The sequence below is a fragment of the Nocardioides zeae genome, from assembly GCF_010686755.1.
GTDB classification, from domain to species: domain Bacteria; phylum Actinomycetota; class Actinomycetes; order Propionibacteriales; family Nocardioidaceae; genus Nocardioides; species Nocardioides zeae.
Genome location: NZ_JAAGXA010000016.1, coordinates 16,909 through 37,171, shown reverse-complemented (window position 1 = coordinate 37,171; position 20,263 = coordinate 16,909). Strand labels below are relative to the sequence as shown.

The following is a 20,263-nucleotide window of genomic DNA, read 5'->3' as shown; positions in this document are numbered from 1 at the left end:
AGACCGCATGCTCGACCGTTCCCGCACGCTGCTGCTCGGCTGGGCGGCCGTCTGCCTGGTGCTGCTCGCCGGGCTGGGGGCGGCCGTCACGGGCGGGTGGGGACCCCTGGCCGAGCTCGACCAGCGCGGGGAGGGCGTGCAGTCCTGGCGCACCGACGTCGACTGGCTGCGCCACCTGCTGGCCGGCGTGGAGGTGGTCTTCGGCACCGTCGGCGTGACGATCATGACCGTCGTGCTGGCGCTCGCGCTGGTGCGCACGCAGCGCCGGGCCGCGATCTACGTCGTCATCGTCATGGTGGCGACGGCCGTCGCGACGACCGCGATCAAGCTCGTCGTGGGTCGCCCGCGACCGGAGTGGCAGGACGTCGTCGGCACCCTGACCAGCAAGTCCTTCCCCTCGGGCCACGTGTCGTCGGTGACCGCCCTCGCGGGCGTCAGTCTCGTGCTGTCGGTCATGGTCGTGCGCCGCAAGACCGTACGGCGCGTGGTCGTCGCCCTCGGCGTGCTGCTCGTCGTCGTGGTCGCGCTCGACCGCGTGCTGCTCGGGCGCCACTACCCCACGGACACCGTCGGCGGGGCGCTGCTGGGCGTCGCGATGGTGCTCGCCGGCCTCGCCCTCTTCTCCCCCCTGCCGCGGAGCATCGCGGTGAAGACGGAGCCGCTGCCGGAGGTCTACTCCTCGGAGCGACGCCTCGCCGTCGTGCTCAACCCCATCAAGGTCGAGGACGTCGAGGTGTTCCGCACGGTCGTGACCCGTCTCGCGACGGAGGCGGGCTGGTCGGAGCCGGACTGGTACCTCACCACCATCGAGGACCCCGGCACCGGCATGGCCCACGCCGCCGCGACCGCCGGCGCCGACCTGGTGCTCGTCTGCGGCGGCGACGGCACCGTCCGGGAGGTCTGCGCGGAGCTCGCCGGCACGGGCGTGCCCGTCGGGATCATCCCGGCCGGCACCGGCAACCTGCTGGCCCGCAACCTCGACATCCCGCTCTACCTGCGCTCCGCCATCGACGTCGGCCTCAACGGCCAGGACCGGGCCATCGACCTCGTCCACGTCGGCGGCGACGGCATCGAGGACACGCACTTCATGGTCATGGCCGGCATGGGCTTCGACGCCGCGATCATGGAGGGCGTCAACGAGGACATCAAGAAGAAGGTCGGCTGGCTGGCCTACGTGCTCTCGGGCATGACGTCGCTGATGTTCCCCGCCGTCAAGGTCGACATCACCGTCGACGGCGGCGAGACCACGACCCACCGCGCCCGCACGGTCGTCGTCGGCAACGTCGGCTACCTCCAGGCCGGCATGCCGCTGCTGCCCGACGCGACCATCGACGACGGGATGCTCGACGTCGTGCTGCTGCACCCGCGCCGCTTCTGGTCGTGGATCCCGCTCGCGGTGCGCGTGCTCTTCAAGCGCCAGCGCACCGACGAGACCATCAACCGCTTCCGGGGCCGCTCCATCGTCGTCCGCGCCCACACCGACACCCCGCGCCAGCTCGACGGCGACTCGATCGGCTCGGGCCGCGAGCTGCGCATGGAGTGCATCCACGGGCGCCTGCTCGTGCGCGTCCCGCGCTGACGCGGCGCGCGATCGCGGGATCGCGGGATCGCCCCCGGGTGAGGAAAGTGCGCGGGGCGCCGCCACCCGGGAAAGAAAACGCGGACGGGCTGCGGGGGCGGCCCGGCGGGGACGAAGAAAACGCGGACGGACTGCACCCTCGTACGGCGTGTCGCGGGCCAGGAGTTCGCACTCTCCTCGACCCGGATCGGGCCGTGGCGCACTTTCCTCCACCCCGCCTGATCACGGCCCGGTCACGGTCCGCGTTTTCCTTCCGCAGGGCCCGGCACCACCCCGGGAGCGAGGCCTCGCCGGCTCACTCCCGCCGCGGCGGGCCCAGCCCCTCGACCTCGCGCTCGCGCACGAGCTCGTCGGCGATGTCCACGAGCTTCCGGTTCTGCTCCTGCGAGAGGCGCCGGAGCACCTCGAACGCGACGGTCTCCTCGAGCTCGAAGCGCTCCATCACGATGCCCATCGCGGCCCCGATGCGGGTGCGGCGCGTCATGGCGTCGGCCATGCGCTCGACGTCGTGGGCGGCCGCGAGAGCGACGGCACCGTGGGCGGCGATGACCTGGGCGCTCTCCCGCTCCTCGTGCCCGAAGCCTCCGACCGCGTCCGAGTAGAGCGTCAGCACCCCGACCTCGTCGCGCTGCGTGGAGAGCCGCACGCTGACCAGGGAGCGGAGACCGAGGTCGCGAGTGGCCTCGTGCGACCAGTCCGGCCAGCGGCCGTCCGCGGCCAGGTCGTAGGAGTGCACCAGCACCTCGCCGCGGAGCGCGTCGAGGGCGGGCCCCTCGTCGAGGGCCTGCTGGCGCTCGTCGGCCCGACCCACGCGGGGGTCGGTGGCGGCGACGCTGCGCAGGGAGCCGCCCGGGCCGAGCACAGCGAGGCTGGCGTCGGTGCAGGAGGGGAGGAGCTCGCGGGCAGCGGTGACCACCTGGTCCCGGGTGGCCCTCACCCCTCGCAGGTCGTGCAGCTCGCGAGCGAGCTCCGCCATTCGTCGACCGAGGTCCGACACACGCACGTCGAGCAACCTTCATCCGCAGCCCGGGCACACTCCGCCCTCGGCTGCCTGCTCAACCGCAGGGCATAAGTTGCCAGGTCAGGGGGCCCGCGAGCAAATGACGCGCTCAACCGTCGGTGAGACGACCGCCCTCCACGACCTCGCCCGCGATGTCGTGGAGCTTGCGGTTCTGCTCCTGCGAGAGGCGACGCAGCACCTCGAAGGCCACCGGCTGCGTGAGGCCGTGCCGTTCCATCACGATCCCGATCGCGGCCCCGATCCGGGTGCGGCGCTCCATCGCGGCGTGCATGTCGTCGATGTCGGACGACGCCGCGATCGCGACGGCGGTGTGCGCGGCGAGGGTGAGGGCCGTCTCCCGCTCGTCGTGGTCGAAGCCCCCGACCTCGGTCGAGTAGAGGTTGAGGGCGCCGATGTCGTCGCGCCGCGTCCACAGCCGTACGGCGAGCATCGAGCGCGCGCCGAGGTCGGGCACCACCTGCTCCACCCACCGGGGCCAGCGGGAGTCGGCCGCGAGGTCGGGCGAGTGCACGACGGCGTCGTCGCGGATGGCCTGCACGCACGGCCCCTCGCCCAGCTCGTACTGGAGCCGGTCGCCCTTGAGGACCGCGTCGTCGGTGGCGGCGACGGTCTCGAGCGTGCCGTCCCGGTGGAGCAGCGTCAGCCCGGCGCCCGCGCAGGACGGCATCGTCTCCACGGCCGCCCGCACGGCGTGCTCGGCCGTGTCGACGGTGCCGCGCGTCCCGTCGAGGTCACGCGCCAGCTCGGCCATCCGGTGGCTGAGATCGTTCATGGTGCCGAGGGTGGCAGCGACTCCCCGACCCCGCAAGCGGTCAGGGCCGCGCGGCGCCGATGGCCTCCGCCTCCTCCGGCGAGAGCTGCTGCTCGCTGGTCCACCCGCTGACGGTCTTGGCGTAGGTGCGGGCCTCGCTGCGCCCGTGGATCGAGGTCACGACGGCGCCCGAGCCGGTGTCGTCGAGCAGGGCGAGGCTCCACGACAGGTGTCCGCCCATGTCGCCGTGGGCGTCGTACCGCACCACCGCGAGGTGCCGCAGCGACCCGGTGGCCTCGGCGCGCAGCGCGGCGACCTCCTGGCGCAGGCCGAGCACGTCGGCCGGCACGTCGGCGTCGGGGGTGGGACGCGCCGTACGCCGCAGCGCGGCCACCGCCACCCCGAGGCTGGCAGCGGCGAGGGCGAGGGCGAGCACGACGACGATCCACACGGGAGGGGACCCTAGTCGGTGGCGGGCCGCGGCCGTGGGAGCGTCAGTTGAGCAGCAGGTCGACGTCGCCGGTCGGGTCGCCGCCGTCGTAGACCTCCACCTCGACGGTGTAGGTGCCCGGCTGGAGCTGGACGTCGAGCCACTCGTCGTCGTAGGTGTAGCCCGCATCGGCCCGGTCGACGATGTCGCCGTCCGCGTCCAGCACGGTGAGCGCGATGTCGCCCTCCTCGTCGTAGGTGATCGCGTCGAGCAGCACCCAGCCGGCACCTGTCACCTCGAGCTCGACCCTTGCCACCCCGTCGACCAGCGCGGTCTCGAGCAGGCCGTCCTCGGCTCCGGCCAGGGTCGCCTCGGCCCGGGGCAGGTCGTAGGACTCCTCGCCGCGCGGGGCGCCGAAGTCCTCGAAGGACTCCACCTCCAGCACGACCCCCGGGCCGGCGGCGACGACGAGGCTCATGCAGGACTGCTCGTCGCTCCAGCAGTACCCCGTCGTGCCGGGGCCGGTCGTCCCGACCTCACCCTCCTCGCCGCCCGCGCCGCCGTCGAAGGAGGCCACCCCGTAGGTGCCGTACTGCAGCTCGACCGCGTCCCCGGGCACCACGGTCGGCACCGCGCCCACGTTGACGGTCACCGCGACCTCCGCGCTCCGCCGCTCGGCGAGCTGCACGTGCACGAGCTGGTCGCCGGACTCGGTCACGGTCGTCGCGACGACGGCGGGCTCCCCCTCACCGCCCTCGTCCCAGAGGCCGTGGTGGACGGACGTCTCGTAGTCCGGGAGGTCCGGCTCCGCCGCCTGGTAGACGTCGAGCCCGTCGACCTCGACACCCGCCTCCACCGCCACCGACAGCACGTCGCCGGCGTCCGCGGGCACCTCGAGCACCACCGAGCCGGCCTCGTCGGTCGTCACCGTCGTGGTGCCGGTGCCGACGGGGGTGCGCTCGCCGTACGTCGCGGGGCCCATGAGCTGCGTCAGCCAGGCCTCGGGCAGCTCGGCCGCCACGGTGGCGAGGTTGTCGTAGAGCGTCGCCAGCGGATCGACCTGGTAGCCGCCCTCGACCTCGACGAGGGTCAGCACGAGACCGTCGATCGTCGTCGCGTCCACGAAGTCGGCCGGCAGGCACTCCTCGTCGCCCTCGACCGTCAGGCAGGAGCCGTCGAGCACGAGGTCCACGTCGTCGGAGTGCGTGCCCTCGACGGCCGTGCCCTCCGCGGCGAGCCGGTCGACCCGCACCCGCACGAGGCCGTTCGCGTCGCTGACCTGCGTCGTCGCGAGGTCGGTCACCGCGAGGTCGAGCGCCAGCCCGTCCTCGTCCGCGAGGTCCTGCAGGGCCGACGCGAACGGGTAGAGCCCACCGACCAGGTCGACGGGAAGCGCGTCGAGCACGTCGGTGACCTGCCCGTCGCCGAAGCTCTCGACGAGCAGCCGGATCGCATCGTCCGGGGTCGCCCCCACGGCGCGGTCGCCGCTCTCCGCCGCGTCCAGCGCGTCGGCGAGCGCCCCGAAGTCGGGGACGGGCGCGTCGGTGACGCGGGCGACCACGTCGGCGACCGTGCCGACGATGCTGACGTGCCAGCGGCTGTCGTGGCGCACGACGAGGAAGGTGGTGTCGACGTCGGGGCCGTCACCCAGGTCGTCGTCCCCCGACCAGGCGAAGGGCACCGCCGCATAGCTCCACAGCGCCGCCAGCGGCACCTCGATGCGGTCCAGGACCTCGGGCTCCTCCTGTGCCTCCGCCTCTTCCTCGGGCGAGTAGGCGTACCAGCCGTAGCCGTCGTCGATGCCGTCGAACGACCGCGACGGGCCCTCCGACACGATCACGGAGCCCGACCCCGAGGCGTCGGACTCGACCTCGATCGACGCGAACGCCCCCAGCCCGACGAGCGCACCCAGCGGCCCGAAGGTCTCGCCGAGGTCGATCGGCTCGCCGTCCTCGCGCTCGATGACGAACGTGCCGCCCTCGACGGTCACCCGGGCGACGCCGTCGGCGAGCTGCTCGGACGACAGCTCGAGGTCCTCGATGCTCGCCACGAGGCCGTCGCCCGCGAGCGCGGTGCCGTCGAGCTCGAGGCTGGCCAGCCGCTGCTCGACGGCCTCCTGGAGCGCGTCGGCGCCCCGGGCCTCGCCGGGGCTGAGCGCTGCGAGCGAGGCGACCCCGTCCTCGGCGGCCGCGCCCTCGAGGAAGTCCTCGACCGCCTGCTCGGGCGACGAGGCGCCCGACGCGACGCCGGCGAGCACGCGCACGGCGGCGACGCCGAGCAGCACCACCGCGAGGGCGACGAGGGCCAGGACGAGCCAGGTACGGCGTCCCCCACGGCCCGCCGGGTCGGTCGACCCCGCGGGCCGTGGCGGCAGCGGCGGCAGGACGGAGGCGTGGCTCATCGGGGGTTCTCCTCAGGGGTCGGCGACCGGACGTCGGCGCCGAGGGCGGCGAGGGCGGCGAGCGCCCCCAGGGCGGCGAGCAGCGCTCCGGGACCGGGTCGGGCGCCGCTCAGGTCGGTGGGGTCGAGGTCCGCCACGCGCACGAGCAGCAGACCGGTCACGGTGACGGCGCCGAGCCCGAGGAGGGCGCGCACGCGGCGTACCGCACGGCCCGTCAGGGCGGCACCGGCCAGCAGCACCGCACCCAGCACCGGGAGCGCGACGAGGGCGACGACCTCCGCGGTCGAGACCGACGACAGGGAGCCGGCGCGGACCAGGCCGAGCACGTCGACGGGGGCGGTCGTGGACAACGCGCCCCGCGACGTCCAGGTCAGCAGCGACTGCACCAGCAACGCGGTGCCCGCCACCGCCCAGAGGGCAGGCGGGACCGCGGTCGTCAGCGGACGACGTCCCCCCATGTGCCCTCCCCCGGCGACCCGCCCGGCGGGCGTCGAGGAAGGGTACGGCGCAGCGACCCCGGGCCGCGGGGAAATGGCTGGGTCCGGGCGTACCGGTCCAGTCCCCCCGGAATGCACGACCGGAGCACTACGGTGGCCGCATGACGGCGACGACGACGGCCGGGTGGGGTGCCGACAGCGAGGTGGGGCGCCTGCGCACGGTGGTGCTGCACCGGCCCGGCGCCGAGCTGCGCCGGCTCACCCCCCGCAACAACGACCGGCTGCTCTTCGACGGGATCCCGTGGGTGGGACGTGCGCAGGAGGAGCACGACGCCTTCGCCCAGGCCCTGCGCGACCGGGACGTCGAGGTGCTCTACCTGACCGACCTGCTGACGGAGACGTTCGCGTCGAGCGACGCGCGCCGGGACGCGATCGCCGACGTGCTCCGCAGCCGCCACCTCGGGGACACGCTGCGCGACTACCTGGCCGACGCGCTGGCCGACGCCTCCCCCGCCGAGCTCACCGAGGCGCTCACCGCCGGCATCCGCAACGACGAGGTACGCGGCGGGCACGGCCTCGTGACGTCGCTGCTGGCCCCCGACGACTTCCTCGTCGATCCCCTGCCCAACCTGCTCTTCACCCGCGACTCCAGCGTGTGGGTGCGCGACCGCGTGGCCGTCACGAGCCTCGCGATGCCGGCGCGCAGCCGGGAGACCCAGCTGACGGAGCTGATCTACGCGCTCCACCCGCGCTTCGCGGGCGCCGAGCGGATCCACGGCTGGCAGAACGAGTACGTCGAGGGTGGGGACGTCCTGCTCCTCGCCCCCGGCGTCATCGCCGTCGGGGTCGGTGAGCGGTCGACGCCCGCCGGGGTCGAGCGCCTCGCGCGCCAGGCGTTCCACGGCGGGCTGGCCCACACCGTGCTGGCGGTGCCCATAGCGCAGGAGCGCGCCACCATGCACCTCGACACCGTCTGCACGATGGTCGACGTCGACAAGGTGGTGATGTACCCCAACGTCGCCGACACGCTCCGCGCCCACGCGGTCACGCTGGCGGAGCCCGTCGGCGACCGGAGCGAGTCCGAGCTGGTGCTCCGCGTGGCGCCGGCCGCGCCGTTCCTCGAGGCCGCCGCGGCCGCGATGGGGATCGAGCGGCTCCACCGGATCGACACCGGGCTCGACCCGGTGACCGCGGAGCGGGAGCAGTGGGACGACGGCAACAACACCCTCGCCCTCGCACCGCGGGTGGCGGTCGCCTACGAGCGCAACGACGAGACCAACGCCCGGCTGGAGGAGGCCGGCATCGAGGTGGTTCGGATTGCCGGGTCCGAGCTGGGCTCGGGCCGCGGCGGGCCGCGGTGCATGAGCTGCCCGGTGCTGCGGGACCCCCTCGCCTGACACCGGACTGCTGCGCGCGCGTGACCCCGCACGCCCCGGCACGTTGGGCGGGTGGGGCCGACCCTGGACACCCCGCGGGCCATTCCGCGAGGATCGCGCCACATCGATCCTGATCATCACGAACCGGCACCGAGAGCCGCTGCCGGTGAGTCCCGAGAGGTAGCGCATGCCCATCTTCGACGCACTGACCCCCGCCGAGATCGCCACGGTGAAGAAGGCCGGGACGGAGCTGCCGCTGCCCGCCGGCTGGTCGCCGATCAGCGAGCGGACCGGCGCCGACAAGGCCTACATCATCCTCGAGGGCGAGGTGTCCGTCCGCCGCGGGGGCGAGGAGATCGCGACCCTCGGGCCGGGCGACATCATGGGCGAGATGGCGATCGTCAACCACACCCTCCGGTCCGCCACGGTCGTCGCGACCACGCGGCTCAAGGTGGTGCACCTGACCCCGCAGGCCATCGACGAGCTGAGCACGACGGTGCCGGCCTTCGGCGAGGCGATCCGCGCCGCCGCCGCCGAGCGGCTCGGTGGCAACGGCTGACGCGAGCCGCCAGGTCGAGGCGGCGCTGCTGGGCGGCGAGCCCCACCTGACGCGGCGCCAGGTCGCGGAGCGGGTCGGCGTGCCCCTCGCCCTGGCCGAGGAGCTGTGGCACCGCCTCGGCTTCCCGCACCACGACGACGACGACGTCGCGTTCACCGAGGCGGACGTCGAGGCGCTGTCGCTGGCCCGCGACCTGGTGATGCTCGGCATCCTCGACGCCGAGTCGCAGGCCGCCCTGGTGCGCACGTGGGGTCGCAGCTTCGCCCGCCTGGCCGAGTGGCAGACCGACCTGCTCGCCCGGCGCGCGCTCGACTCCGACGAGCCCGACCTGCGCGTCGCGGAGCTGACGGCGGAGGTGCTGCCGCGCCTCGAGGTGCTGCAGAGCTACATCTGGCGGCGCCACCTCGTGAGCGCCGCCAACCGGATGCTCACCCCGACGGCCCTGCCCGGCCAGGCGCTCACCGTCGGCTTCGTCGACATCGTCGGCTACACCACGCAGAGCCGGAACCTCTCCGAGGCCGAGCTCGTCGCCTGGGTCGAGGGCTTCGAGGACACGGCCACCACCGTCGTCACCGACCACGCCGCCCGCGTCATCAAGACCATCGGCGACGAGATCCTCTACGTCACCGACGACCCGGTCGCGGCCGTCGAGGTGGCGCTCATCCTCACCGAGCGCGGCGCCGACCCGGACGACCCGTTCCCGCCGGTACGGGCCGGTCTCGCCCACGGCGAGGTCGTCGTGCGCCTCGGTGACGTCTACGGGAGCACCGTGAACGTCGCCGCTCGACTCACCTCGCTCGCCCGCCCGGGGACGGTCGTGGTCGACGAGGGCCTGCAGCACGTCCTCGTGGGGATCGCGACGCCTCCGGAGGACGACGAGCCCGACGATCCCCCGGAGGAGGACGAGCCCGACGAGGCCCCCGCGCCCGACGGGGGCGGCCTCGCGCCGTACGACGAGGTGCGGCGCCGGGCGGAGGGGCTCGCCGACGACGCCTACCAGCGCGCACGCGAGGCGTTGTCGCTGCTGACCGGCGAGGAGAGCCCCGAGCACCTGCCCTACCGGTTCCGGAAGATCCGTCGCACCGGGGTGAAAGGTTTCCCGGGACTGCGCGGGCGGGTACTGCGCCGGGCGGAGCCGCAGGGCTAGGCTCCGACCGGCCCGTCGGGGGAGCACCCGCGGGGTGACCAGGGAGGCGCTGCGTGGCTCGTCTGACCGCGAACAAGAAGGTGCTGCTGGCGGACGTCGCCGGCACCACCGTGAGGGCGATGTCCGGCTCGATGGTGGCCTACCAGGGCCAGGTCGAGTTCAAGAGCGCCGGCATGGGCGGCGGGGGCGGCTTCCGGGCCGCGATCCGCCAGCGCGTCGCCGGCGAGTCGATCTCGCTCATGGAGTGCACGGGCAACGGCCGGGTCCACCTGGCCTACCAGGCGCAGGACGTCACCGTCATCAACGTGCAGAACGACACCGTCACGGTGGAGTCGGAGCACATCCTGGCGGTCGCGGGCGAGCTGAAGCTCGACGTGCAGTTCGCCGGGCTGCGCGGCATGACGACCGGCCAGGGCCTCGCCACCACCAAGGTGATGGGCTCGGGCCAGCTGGGGATCGTCTCCGACGGTCCGCTGATCGGCCTCGAGGTGGTGCCCGGACAGCCGCTGGTGGTCGACCCCGACGCGTACGTCGCGGGTCTCGGCAACCTGCAGATGTCGCTCGTCTCGGGCGTGAGCTGGCGCTCGCTCGTCGGCGACGGAGGTGGCGAGCCGTTCTCGCTGCGGTTCGAGGGGCACGGCCGGGTGTACATCCAGCCGGCCGAGCGGTGAGGGGGCTCGACGTGACGTACGAGGTCGTCAACTCCAAGGTGGTCCGCGTGCAGGTCTCGCAGGCCAATCCCGTGCTCGCCCGCCGCGGCGCGATGCTCGGCTACTCCGGCCAGGTCGCCTTCCGACCCGTCTCCGGCGCCGCACAGGGCATCGGCGGCATGGTGGGCACGATGATGGCGGGCGAGAGCAACAAGATGATGGTCGCCGAGGGCCAGGGCTCCGTGCTCTACGGCTTCCGGGGGCTCTACGTGACGGTGATCGACCTGACCGGCGACTCGCTCGTGGTCGAGGCCGACCGGCTGCTGGCCCACGACGCGAACCTCCAGACCGGCGTCGAGATGGTGGGGCAGGGCGGTGGCCGCTCCGCCGTGCGGGGCGCGATGACCGGCCAGGGGCTGTTCACCACCCGGGTGTCGGGCAACGGCACCGTCTCCGTGCTCTCGCACGGCGGCACGTTCCCCATCCAGCTCAACGGCGAGACCGTGGGCGTCGACCCGCAGGCGTACGTCGCGCACACCGGCGCGCTGCAGGTCGACCTCAAGGCGTCCGTCGGCATGCGCGACCTCATCGGCCGAGGCTCGGGCGAGGCGTTCCAGCTGCACGTCTCCGGCCACGGCACCGTCTACGTCCAGGCCTCGGAGGAGAAGTTCTGATGATCGACGGCATCGAGACCCCGACCTGGGACGCGAGCAGCCTCCCGGCCGACGACAACGTCAACCCCTATGCGTTCTCCATCGCGCTGGCCGGCGAGTGGTTCGTGTCGAAGGGCGCGATGATCGCGTACTACGGCAACGTCGAGTTCGCCGGGGTGAGCCAGTACGCCTCCCGCGCCTCCTGGGTCGCCGCCCGCTTCTCCTCGCCGCTCTACGCGAGCGAGTGGGTCGTCGCCGCCGGCCAGGGCAAGGTGATCGTGGCCGACCGGGGCTACGACGTGAACTCCTACGACCTCGACGAGGGCAACCTCACGATCAAGCAGACGAACCTGCTGGGCTTCCAGACGTCGCTGGAGCTGAAGCAGTCGATCGTGCCCGGCTTCGTCACGCTCATCGGCACCGGCAAGTTCCTCGCGTCCTCCAACGGGCCGGTCATCTTCGTGGAGCCGCCGTTCCGCGCCGACCCCGACGCGCTGCTCGGCTGGGCCGACTGCCCGTCGCCGAGCCAGCACTACGACCACCACTGGATGGCCCAGTCGTTCATGGCCGGCATCCAGGGCATGTTCGGCCGCGAGTCCGGCGAGGAGCGCCAGTACGACTTCACCGGCGCCGGCACCGTGCTCATGCAGAGCTCGGAGCAGCTCCGCGTGGACGGCGCCCTGATGAAGCTCGTGGAGAGCCAGACGAACCTCCTCGACGCCCAGTCCGCGGGGGCACTGGGGCACCGCCTGGTGCAGCGCTCGCAGCAGCAGTAGGCGGTCCCGCGACGTACGGGGTGTGAACACCGGCCGTGGCGGGCACTCCGGCGACCACCGGTTCGTTACAACTGGACGAACCACGACGCACCACTGACGACCGCGGCGACCGCCGGGGTCACGACCGAAGGGAAGCTTTCATGGGAGTCTCGCTCAGCAAGGGCGGCAACGTCTCGCTGTCGAAGGAGGCCCCTGGCCTCACCGCGATCGACATCGGCCTCGGCTGGGACGTCAACACGTTCTCGGGCGGCGACTTCGACCTCGACGCGTCCGCGATCCTGCTCGGCGCCAGCGGCAAGGTCGTCTCCGACCAGCACTTCGTCTTCTTCAACAACCTCAAGTCCCCGGACGGCTCGATCGAGCACGCCGGCGACAACACCACCGGTGAGGGCGACGGCGACGACGAGGTCATCAAGGCCAACCTCGCCTCCGTGCCCGCCGAGATCGAGCGCATCGTCGTCGCGGTCTCGATCTACGACGCCGAGACCCGCAGCCAGAACTTCGGTGCGGTCCGCAACGCGTTCATCCGCGTCGTGAACCAGGCCAACGGCTCGGAGATCGCGCGCTACGACCTGTCGGAGGACGCCTCCGTCGAGACCGCGATGGTCTTCGGCGAGGTCTACCGCAGCGGCGGCGACTGGAAGTTCAAGGCCGTCGGCCAGGGCTACGCCTCGGGCCTGCGCGGCATCGCCTCGGACTTCGGCGTGAACGTCTGACCCGTCCGGGTCGCAGAAACGGCGACGGCCGGCACCCTGCAGGGTGCCGGCCGTCGCTCACGTTGAGGGTCCGGCCGCTGCTGACGGGGGATACAGCAACGACCGGACGAGAGGAATCTACTGACCCGACCGGCTGGTGGCAACTCCCCACGACCAGTCGATCTCGCGTGTCGCGTGCCACCTGACCTGCGCGTTCGCTGGAATCTGACTCAGCGGAAGAGTGTCAGGCCCGTCGGGGGATCAGCGGATGGTGACCTGGCGGCCGGCCAGCGCCGACCGCACGGACCGCTGCTCCGTCGTCAGCGGCTCGGTGGTGGCCAGCGCGGCGTCGAGCCGCTCCCGGAACGCCGCCGCACCCTCCTCGAGCACCTCGGCGCCGGTGCCGGCGGGCAGGTCCCACACGGGCGTGAGCAGGCCGTGGGCCCGGAACATGCCGACGAGCCTCGAGCCCTCCGCGACCTGGTCCTCCCCGGCCGCGTGCAGCCGGGCGAGGGCGTCGAGGAGCTCGTCCTCGGGCTCGGGCATCACCCAGCGCAGGTGCTCCTTGGTGTGCACGTCCGCCCAGTACGCCGCGGGCACGCCGGTGAGCTTGCGGCTCGGCGTCATCTGGGCGTCCGCCTGCTCGGCCGCGGACGCGACCGCGCCGGTCTCGTCGCCGATGAGGTCGGCCCAGTAGCCGAAGGAGTCGTGCACCGTGACGTCGAGCGGCTCGTCCACGACGAGGTCCTGCAGGCGCGGACCCTCGCCCGGGTCGCTCGTCAGGCCCACGGTGCCCGTCTCGCCCTGCTCGGCGTAGTCGAGTGCCTGCACGAGCACCGCGCCCAGGTCGCGGGCGGGGTCGCCGAAGCCGTGGAGCACCTGGAGCGCGAGCACGACGCGGCCGTCACCGTCGACGTACGCCGGGGCGGCGCCGGGCAGCAGCGTCGCCAGCACGACCTCGCGGTCGCCCTCCTTGAGCTTCAGCGGCGCGGTCGCGGCGGGGACGAGCTCGCGCAGCGCGATGAGGTCGCCCTCGGCGACGAGGCCCTCGAAGGGCCGCTTCACGAAGACCGGGGGCGGGCCGTCGGGCGAGCCGTGGCACGCCTTGTAGCGCCGGCCGGAGCCGCACGGGCAGGGCTGCCGGGGCCCGACCTCGCCGGGGGTCTGCTGCTGGTCACGTGCCTTGGTGCGGGAGCGCTTCGCCATGCGCGCCAGCGTAGAGGGCGGGCTCAGGGGTCGTCCGCGGGGAGGGCGTCGACGAGGCCGCGCATCACGCGGGGGCGGTCGGTGATCACGGCCGTCACCCCGAGGCTGCGGCACAGCGCGAGCTGCTCGGGGGTGTTGACGGTCCAGACGTTGATCTCGTGCGGCGACTCGGCGAGCCGCCAGGCGAGGCCCGGGTGGTCGGTGAGCTCGCCGATGCCGGGTCCCACCAGCCAGTCGCGGCCGACCATGCGGCGCAGCGCGGGCCACATCTCCGCGCGCTCGAAGAGCTGCACGACGCGGACCTCGGGGGCCAGGCGCTGCACGCGCTGCAGCGCCGTGTGGGCGAAGCTCATGATCCGCACCGGCGAGTCCGCGCCGTCCCAGCCGAACTCGCTGAGCAGCTGCACCAGCCGGCGCTCGACGAGGCCGCCGTACCGGGTCGGGTGCTTCGTCTCGATGAGCAGCTCGATCCGGCGGGGCGCCTCGGCGGCGACCTCCATGAGGCGCCGCAGCGTCAGCACGCCGTGCATCGACTCGTCGACGACCGGCGCCTCGTCGTCGAGCTCCGCCCAGGGACGCTTCCAGGACGCGATGTCGACCTGGTGGAGGTCGGCCAGGTCCATCGTGGAGATGAGGCCCCGCCGCTGGGCGGCGACCCGACGGAGGTCGCGGTCGTGGACGCAGACGAGGTGCCCGTCGGCGGTCAGCCGCACGTCGCACTCGAGCCCGTCGGCCCCCGCCTCGATCGCGGCGAGGAAGGCGCCGAGCGTGTGCTCGGCGTTCTCCTCGCTGTCCCCCCGGTGCGCGACGACCTGCGGCCTCATGCGGGACATCCTGCCTGGTGGGGGCGCCGAGTTGTCACGTACGCCGCGGCGGGGGCGTCGGGCTGGGTTGTGCGGGGCGGTGGTGGCGCCGAGTTGTCACGTACGGCGCGGTGGGGGCGAGGGGTGCTATCCCCGCCGCGGCGGCTCTACGCTCGCAGCCGGCGTGCTGGCGTCACCGAGCGAGGGAGAGCGACATGGGCCGGACCTCGATGACGTCGTTCGACGAGATCGCGAGGGACGTGGCCCTCGCCGGTGTCCGCGACTGGGGAGTCCTGGACGGCCGTGGGTGGATCTTCCGTACAGGCGATCCGGCCCTGCTGCTCACGCCGGACGAGAGCGATCTCGACGTCGACGCGCTGCGCATCGTGCGGACGAACGGCTGGAGCCTGCTGCCCTCCGACTCGCCGGAGCCCTTCGTGCTCGACGATCTCCAGACCCTCGCCTGCGAGGAGATCTGGGGCCCCTTCCCCGAGGTCGACGGCATCGTCCTCCGTCTCGCGACCGACGATGACGGCCGCCTGGTGTGGACGACACCCGACGGCGACCCCGTGTGCGAGGTCGGCGCGCTCAGCTCGGCGTACGTGCCCCGCCCCTCCCGGTAGCCCCGCCGCAATCGGTCATCCACAGATCACCATCGAGAGGTGGTGATCGTATGTCTGTTCGACTAGGGTCGGTGACATGGATCGGGGGACCCACACCACGGCGACTGCGTTGATCGAGGCGGTCCGCGAGCGCACGGCTGCTGCTCGTGTCGCGGAGGCGGCTGCGTTCGTGGCGGTGGGTGACTGGGCTGCGGCGCACACCTCGGACGAGGTGGTGGGTGATCCGATCACGTCGTTGGGCGAGTGGGATTCCGAGGCTTTGGCTGGGGATCAATTCCTCGAGCTGGGTGGGCCGGGGGCGCCGGTGGTGGCGGAGTTCTGCATCGGGGAGGTCGCCGCTGCGCGGGGTTGCTCGTTCGATGCCGCCCGTCGGCTGGTGGGCGATGCGGTGGAGCTGCGCTGGCGGCTGCCGCGGGTGCATGCGCGGGTGGCGGCGGGTGAGGTCGACGTCTGGCGGGGCCGGCGGATCGCGCAGACCACACGGTCGTTGACGTTCGAGGGGGCCGGGTTCGTCGACCGGCACATTGCGTACGTCGCGGGCAGGGCCACCGGTCCCGAGGTCGACCGGCTGGTGGCGGAGGCGGCAGCGCGGTTCGACCCCGAGACCACCGAGGCCGAACGCCACGCAGCCGATGGCGACCGATACCTGTCGATCGACCTGGGCGAGGTCGGTTATGCGGACCCGTTGACCGGGACCCTGCGCGGCACGGTGAACGTCCACGGCTCCCTGGATCTGGCGGATGCGCTCGACCTGGAGCGGAGCATCGCGCACGTCGCCCGGCAGCTCGGCGAGCTGGGGTGCGACCCGAACCTGGATATCCGCCGGTCGATGGCCCTGGGTGAGATCGCGCGGCGCTGCGACGGGGTGACGACGTTGGAGTACGACGTCGAGCAGCCGCCAACGCGGGCGCGGCGCGAGGTGGTGCTGTTCGTGCACCTCGACCAAGCGGCGATCACCGGCACCCTCAACGGGATCGGTCCCGGGATCGATGCCTGCACCGGGATGACGGGCATCGACCTCGCGAGGCTCGACACCCCGGGACTACCGAGAGGTGCGGTGACCGTCGAGCAGGTCCAGTCCTGGTGCGGCTCGCCCGACACCCGAGTGACGGTCAAGCCGATCATCGACCTCAACCACCACGACGCCGTGAACGGCTACAACCCGCCCAACCGCACCGCCGACCACGTCCGAGCCCGCTGGCCCCGGTGCGTCTTCCCCTACTGCACCCGCTCATCACGCACCGCCGACCTCGACCACTGCGCCAGATACGACGAGAACGGCCCACCCGGCCAGACCTCCACCCGCAACCTGTTCCCGCTCTGCCGACGCCACCACCGCATGAAGACCCACCCGGAACGAAGAACCGGAAAACGGTGGACCTACCGCCCCACCAACCCGACACGGAACGAACCACCCAACGCCGTCATCTGGACCAGCCCGATGGGCCTGCGCTACCTCGTCGACCGCGACGGCACCCGCCCCTGGCCCGAGGACCCGGGACCCGGCTGACAGAAGACATCAACCATCACGCCGCCCGCCCACACCCCGTGGCCGGGCGGCGAAGCACGCCCACACGCGGGCGCCCGGCGCTAGGCTCGCCGCATGCCTGAGCTCCCCGAGGTGGAGGCGCTGGCGCTCGACCTGGGCGGCCGGCTGGACGGCCGTGCGATCGCGAAGGTCCACGTCGCCGCGTTCAGCGCCCTGAAGACGTTCGACCCGCCGCTGTCGGCGCTCGAGGGCGCGTTCGTCGACGGCGTGACCCGCCACGGCAAGTTCCTCGACATCGATGCCGGCGGTCTGCACCTGGTGCTGCACCTCGCCCGCGCGGGCTGGGTGCGGTGGCGCGACGAGGTGCCGACGGTCCCGCCGAAGCCGAGCAGCAAGTCGACCCTCGCCGTACGGGTCGTGCTCGACGACGACTCCGGGCTCGATGTCACGGAGGCGGGCACGCGGAAGAGCCTGGCGATGTACGTCGTCCACGATCCCGCCGACGTCCCCGGCATCGCGCGGCTCGGGCCGGACCCGCTGACGCCCGACTTCACGCGCGACGTGCTGGCGGGGATCCTCCAGACCGCAGGACGCGCCCAGATCAAGGGCGTGCTGCGCGACCAGTCGATCATCGCGGGCATCGGCAACGCGTACTCCGACGAGCTGCTCCACGCCGCGAGGCTGTCGCCGTTCAAGCCGGCCAACAGCCTCACCGACGAGCAGGTCGACACCCTCCACGCGGCGCTCGGCGAGGTGGTGGGGGCCGCCGTGCGGCGCTCGCGGGGCCTCGCCGCCAGCGAGCTGAAGGGCGAGAAGAAGACCAACCTCGCCGTCCACGGCAAGACCGGCGAGGCGTGCCCCGTGTGTGGCGACGTCGTGCGGGAGGTGTCGTTCGCCGACTCGAGCCTGCAGTACTGCGCCACCTGCCAGACCGGCGGCAAGCCGCTCGCGGACCGGCGGATGTCGAAGCTGCTCAAGTGAGGCGCTGCCGGGTCCACGTGCTGGGCGCCAGCGGCTCGGGCACGACGACGCTGGGGCGCGCTCTCGCCGACCACTGGTCGGTGCCCCATGCCGACGCCGACGACTACTTCTGGGTGCCGACGGTCCCGCCGTACGTCACGAAGCGCCCGGTCCCCGACCGGCTCCGCCTGATGTCCGAGATGTTCGTGGCGCGCGGCGCCTGGGTGCTCTCGGGGTCGATGGTCGGCTGGGGCGAGGAGGTCGTCGACGTGTGCGACGCCATCGTGTACCTCGCCCTCGACCCGACCGAGCGGCTGCGGCGTCTCGAGCGGCGCGAGGAGCGGCGCCGGGGCAGCGAGACGTACGACGCGGAGGCGTCGGCCGCGTTCCTGGAGTGGGCGCGGGGGTACGACGACCCGGCCTTCGAGGGTCGCAGCCGTGTGCGCCACGACGCCTGGCTGGCCGAGCGTCGGCAGCCCGTGCTGCGCCTCGACAGCGCCCGGGAGCCCGCGGCGCTCGTGCGGGAGGTCCTCCGGTGGGAACCGGAGCGCCGGTAGCGTCTCCCCCATGGTCTCCATCCCCACCGTCGCGATCGACGGCGTCCCCGACCCGCTGCCCGAGGGCCTCGCCGTGCTCGACGTGCGCGAGCCGTTCGAGTGGGAGGCCGGGCACATCGCCGGCGCCGTCCACATCCCGCTCAGCGAGCTCCCCGCGCGGCTCGACGAGGTGCCGACGGAGCAGACGCTCGTCGTGTGCAAGGCGGGCGGCCGGTCGGGCCAGGCGGTGGCGTGGCTGTCGCAGCAGGGCCGCGACGTCGTCAACCTCGACGGCGGGATGCTCGACTGGGCCGGCGCCGGCCGCCCGATGGAGAGCAGCTCGGGCCAGCCCCCGCACGTGGCCTGAGGATCACCCCTCGGTGGGCTGCTCCGTGGGTCCACCCGACGGCTCGATGGTCTGCGGCGGGTTCGTCACCTGCGGGCACCCCTCGAGGTAGCGGGACCACGCCTCCAGCTGCGCGATCTGCTCGGGCGCGTAGTCGGGCTGCTCCAGCTCGGCCGCCACGGCGTCGGGGGGCACGGCTGCGGCGTACTCCTGCAGCAGCGCCAGTCCCGCCGCCGCGTCCTCGGGCAGGTCGGCGGGGCGCTCGACCTCGCCCATGCTCTGCGCCCAGAGGCGGAGGTCCTCGCCGGACTCCATGAACGCGACGAGCCCGGCGGCGGTGCAGAAGTCCTCGAGCACCTGGTCGGGACCGAGGGTCGTGTCGAGGGCCGTCGGCGCGCTCGACGGCGCGCCGGACGACTCGTCGGCGGCGTCGCCGTCCCCGTCGCTGCAGCCCGCGACCAGCAGGAGCACGGTGACCGCCGTGGCGGCGAGGGCGGAGCGGGTACGGCGCACCCGGCTCACGCTACCCGGCGTCAGAGGCAGAGCGCGGTCTCGTAGTCGGCGTAGGCGTCGAAGTCGGCACGGTCCGACGGGCTGAGGTCGTCGTAGGGGTTGTTGCCCTGGAAGTCCGCCGTCGGCTCGCCGTCGACCTCCCGCAGCACGTCGAGGTAGAGGAGGAACCCGGCACGCTCGTCGGGTTCGGCGTCCGCCGGAGTGCCCACCTCGGCGAGGTCGTCGGCGATGCTGCTCGTGTCGAAGGTCGTCACGATGCCGTCGATCTGGTCGCCGAGGTCGTCGTCCGCCGCGACGACGGCCTCGCAGAAGTCGTCCTCGGGGGCGTCCGTGGGCGGCTCGTCGGAGGGGGCCTCGGTCGAGCTGGTCGCGGAGGTGGAGGGGCCGTCGTCGGGATCGGCCGTCGTGTCGTCACCTCGGCCGAGCGCCAGCACCAACCCGATCGCGACCAGTCCCGCCACGATCACCGAGGTCAGCACGACCGCGAGCAGGGTGCGACCACCGACAGCACCGCGCTGGTCGTGGATCGTCCGTGCTCGCATGCGTCCTCGTTCCCGTCGGTCGCGCCTCAGAAGCTCGCGCACGTGTCCGTGTAGTAGTCGCCGAACGCGTCCTCGCCGTCGAGCTCGGCCTCGTCCTGCTCCTCGAACTCGTCGACCGTGAGGCCGTCGGCGGCCTCCATCGCCTCGATGATCGCCTCGAACCCCGTGCGCGCGTCGTCGGGGATGTCGGACGGCGTGCCCGTGGCCCGCAGCACCTCGATGGCCACCCCGAAGTCGACGGTCGCGTCGCCGTCCTGGGACGACTGGTCGACCACGTCCTCGCCGGCGACCTGCATGGCGGCGCAGAAGTCGGACTCGCTCGCGTCGGTCGGCACCTCGAACGTCGGACGCGTCACCGACGCCCCCGGGCTCCCCGTCTCGCTCGGACGGTCGTCGCGGTCGCGGTCCTCGTCACCGCGGTCGTCCCGGTCGTCGTCGCCACCGAGCGTGAGGACCAGGATCACCACCACCAGGGCGACCACAGCGACGAGCGCCGCCACCAGGGCGACGACCAGACCGGTCCGCTTCGGGCCCGGCGTGGGCTGACCCGGCTGACCGCCCGGGAAACCTCCCACCGCCTGCGCCGGGTACGCCGGGGGCGGCGGCGTCTGGTCGACCCACCTCGAGCCGTCCCACCAGCGCTGCGTGCCGGAACCGTCGTCGTACCAACCAGGAGGAGTGCTCACCGGCCACATTGTGTACGACGCGGACCGAGCCGAAACATCACGAGGCGCCGGCGGCGTGAGCCACCGGCGCCTCGTGGGGAGCGC

General features: G+C 73.1%; 23 protein-coding genes. 13 read left to right on the top strand and 10 right to left on the bottom strand.

Annotation, left to right across the window (positions count from 1 at the left end; all coding sequences use genetic code 11):
- The first annotated feature begins 7 nt into the window (after window positions 1-7).
- On the top strand, window positions 8-1,579 hold the full coding sequence (locus tag G3T38_RS18265; RefSeq protein WP_163773961.1) for a bifunctional phosphatase PAP2/diacylglycerol kinase family protein: 1,572 nt from the start codon (window positions 8-10) through the stop codon (window positions 1,577-1,579).
- A 295-nt stretch (window positions 1,580-1,874) separates the two neighbouring features.
- Here the strand turns inward: G3T38_RS18265 and G3T38_RS18260 are convergent, their stop codons facing one another.
- The 5 genes from G3T38_RS18260 to G3T38_RS18245 all read right to left on the bottom strand — a co-directional run bounded on the left by G3T38_RS18260 (window position 1,875) and on the right by G3T38_RS18245 (window position 6,640).
- Window positions 1,875-2,582 carry an ANTAR domain-containing protein gene (locus G3T38_RS18260; protein WP_163773959.1) on the bottom strand — a complete coding sequence of 236 codons (708 nt, stop codon included), beginning with the start codon at window positions 2,580-2,582 and terminating at the stop codon, window positions 1,875-1,877.
- 106 nt (window positions 2,583-2,688) lie between these two features.
- Entirely contained in the window at window positions 2,689-3,372 is a 684-nt protein-coding gene (locus G3T38_RS18255) for a GAF and ANTAR domain-containing protein (RefSeq protein WP_163773956.1), read from the bottom strand.
- 40 nt (window positions 3,373-3,412) lie between these two features.
- Window positions 3,413-3,802, bottom strand: a complete 390-nt coding sequence (locus tag G3T38_RS21930) for a DUF4446 family protein (protein ID WP_338037756.1) — start codon at window positions 3,800-3,802, stop codon at window positions 3,413-3,415.
- 43 nt (window positions 3,803-3,845) lie between these two features.
- Window positions 3,846-6,182 carry a hypothetical protein gene (locus G3T38_RS21925; RefSeq protein WP_241729049.1) on the bottom strand — a complete coding sequence of 779 codons (2,337 nt, stop codon included), beginning with the start codon at window positions 6,180-6,182 and terminating at the stop codon, window positions 3,846-3,848.
- Entirely contained in the window at window positions 6,179-6,640 is a 462-nt protein-coding gene (locus G3T38_RS18245) for a hypothetical protein (protein WP_163773952.1), read from the bottom strand. The genes G3T38_RS21925 and G3T38_RS18245 overlap by 4 nt, the downstream gene beginning before the upstream one ends.
- A 140-nt stretch (window positions 6,641-6,780) precedes the next feature.
- Between G3T38_RS18245 and G3T38_RS18240 the strand changes: the two genes are divergently transcribed.
- The 7 genes from G3T38_RS18240 (at window position 6,781) to G3T38_RS18210 (ending at window position 12,496) form a co-directional block, all read left to right on the top strand.
- On the top strand, window positions 6,781-8,016 hold the full coding sequence (locus G3T38_RS18240) for an arginine deiminase (RefSeq protein ID WP_163773950.1): 1,236 nt from the start codon (window positions 6,781-6,783) through the stop codon (window positions 8,014-8,016).
- A gap of 166 nt (window positions 8,017-8,182) precedes the next feature.
- Window positions 8,183-8,554 (top strand): cyclic nucleotide-binding domain-containing protein, encoded by a 372-nt coding sequence (locus G3T38_RS18235; RefSeq protein WP_163773948.1) that lies wholly within the window; start codon window positions 8,183-8,185, stop codon window positions 8,552-8,554.
- Entirely contained in the window at window positions 8,541-9,701 is a 1,161-nt protein-coding gene (locus tag G3T38_RS18230) for an adenylate/guanylate cyclase domain-containing protein (protein WP_163773946.1), read from the top strand. Before G3T38_RS18235 ends, G3T38_RS18230 begins: the two co-directional genes overlap by 14 nt.
- Before the next feature lie 53 nt (window positions 9,702-9,754).
- A complete protein-coding gene (locus G3T38_RS18225) occupies window positions 9,755-10,372 on the top strand; it encodes an AIM24 family protein (protein ID WP_163773944.1) in 618 nt (205 codons plus the stop codon).
- 11 nt (window positions 10,373-10,383) lie between these two features.
- Window positions 10,384-11,025 carry an AIM24 family protein gene (locus tag G3T38_RS18220; RefSeq protein WP_163773942.1) on the top strand — a complete coding sequence of 214 codons (642 nt, stop codon included), beginning with the start codon at window positions 10,384-10,386 and terminating at the stop codon, window positions 11,023-11,025.
- The gene (locus tag G3T38_RS18215; protein WP_163773940.1) at window positions 11,025-11,780 is read left to right on the top strand and encodes an AIM24 family protein; all 756 of its coding nucleotides are present in this window, start codon (window positions 11,025-11,027) and stop codon (window positions 11,778-11,780) included. Before G3T38_RS18220 ends, G3T38_RS18215 begins: the two co-directional genes overlap by 1 nt.
- 140 nt (window positions 11,781-11,920) lie before the next feature.
- Window positions 11,921-12,496: a TerD family protein gene (locus tag G3T38_RS18210; RefSeq protein ID WP_163773938.1), complete on the top strand. Its 576-nt coding sequence runs from the start codon at window positions 11,921-11,923 to the stop codon at window positions 12,494-12,496.
- Between the two features lie 240 nt (window positions 12,497-12,736).
- On the opposite strand, the gene G3T38_RS18205 is transcribed toward G3T38_RS18210, so the two are convergent.
- Window positions 12,737-13,681, bottom strand: coding sequence for a DUF5926 family protein (locus G3T38_RS18205; protein ID WP_163773936.1), 945 nt, complete (start codon window positions 13,679-13,681; stop codon window positions 12,737-12,739).
- A gap of 23 nt (window positions 13,682-13,704) precedes the next feature.
- The gene (locus G3T38_RS18200) at window positions 13,705-14,505 is read right to left on the bottom strand and encodes a glycerophosphodiester phosphodiesterase (RefSeq protein ID WP_206675924.1); all 801 of its coding nucleotides are present in this window, start codon (window positions 14,503-14,505) and stop codon (window positions 13,705-13,707) included.
- Between the two features lie 194 nt (window positions 14,506-14,699).
- Here G3T38_RS18200 and G3T38_RS18195 point away from each other — a divergent pair, with 194 nt between their 5' ends.
- From G3T38_RS18195 to G3T38_RS18175, 5 genes are all read left to right on the top strand, one after another.
- Window positions 14,700-15,107, top strand: coding sequence for a hypothetical protein (locus G3T38_RS18195; protein WP_163773932.1), 408 nt, complete (start codon window positions 14,700-14,702; stop codon window positions 15,105-15,107).
- 76 nt (window positions 15,108-15,183) lie between these two features.
- Entirely contained in the window at window positions 15,184-16,617 is a 1,434-nt protein-coding gene (locus tag G3T38_RS18190) for an HNH endonuclease signature motif containing protein (RefSeq protein ID WP_163773930.1), read from the top strand.
- 93 nt (window positions 16,618-16,710) lie between these two features.
- A complete protein-coding gene (locus tag G3T38_RS18185; RefSeq protein ID WP_163773928.1) occupies window positions 16,711-17,577 on the top strand; it encodes an Fpg/Nei family DNA glycosylase in 867 nt (288 codons plus the stop codon).
- Window positions 17,574-18,113 (top strand): P-loop NTPase family protein, encoded by a 540-nt coding sequence (locus G3T38_RS18180; RefSeq protein WP_163773926.1) that lies wholly within the window; start codon window positions 17,574-17,576, stop codon window positions 18,111-18,113. Before G3T38_RS18185 ends, G3T38_RS18180 begins: the two co-directional genes overlap by 4 nt.
- A 10-nt stretch (window positions 18,114-18,123) precedes the next feature.
- The gene (locus G3T38_RS18175) at window positions 18,124-18,459 is read left to right on the top strand and encodes a rhodanese-like domain-containing protein (RefSeq protein ID WP_163773924.1); all 336 of its coding nucleotides are present in this window, start codon (window positions 18,124-18,126) and stop codon (window positions 18,457-18,459) included.
- Window positions 18,460-18,462: 3 nt separating this feature from the next.
- On the opposite strand, the gene G3T38_RS18170 is transcribed toward G3T38_RS18175, so the two are convergent.
- From G3T38_RS18170 to G3T38_RS18160, 3 genes are read right to left on the bottom strand one after another with little or no spacing between them, the layout of a single operon-like run.
- The gene (locus G3T38_RS18170; RefSeq protein WP_163773922.1) at window positions 18,463-18,951 is read right to left on the bottom strand and encodes a hypothetical protein; all 489 of its coding nucleotides are present in this window, start codon (window positions 18,949-18,951) and stop codon (window positions 18,463-18,465) included.
- Window positions 18,952-18,971: 20 nt separating this feature from the next.
- The gene (locus tag G3T38_RS18165; RefSeq protein ID WP_163773920.1) at window positions 18,972-19,493 is read right to left on the bottom strand and encodes a hypothetical protein; all 522 of its coding nucleotides are present in this window, start codon (window positions 19,491-19,493) and stop codon (window positions 18,972-18,974) included.
- A 26-nt stretch (window positions 19,494-19,519) separates the two neighbouring features.
- Complete coding sequence (locus G3T38_RS18160) at window positions 19,520-20,179, bottom strand: DUF2510 domain-containing protein (protein ID WP_163773918.1); 660 nt, start codon at window positions 20,177-20,179, stop codon at window positions 19,520-19,522.
- Between the last annotated feature and the right edge of the window lie 84 nt (window positions 20,180-20,263).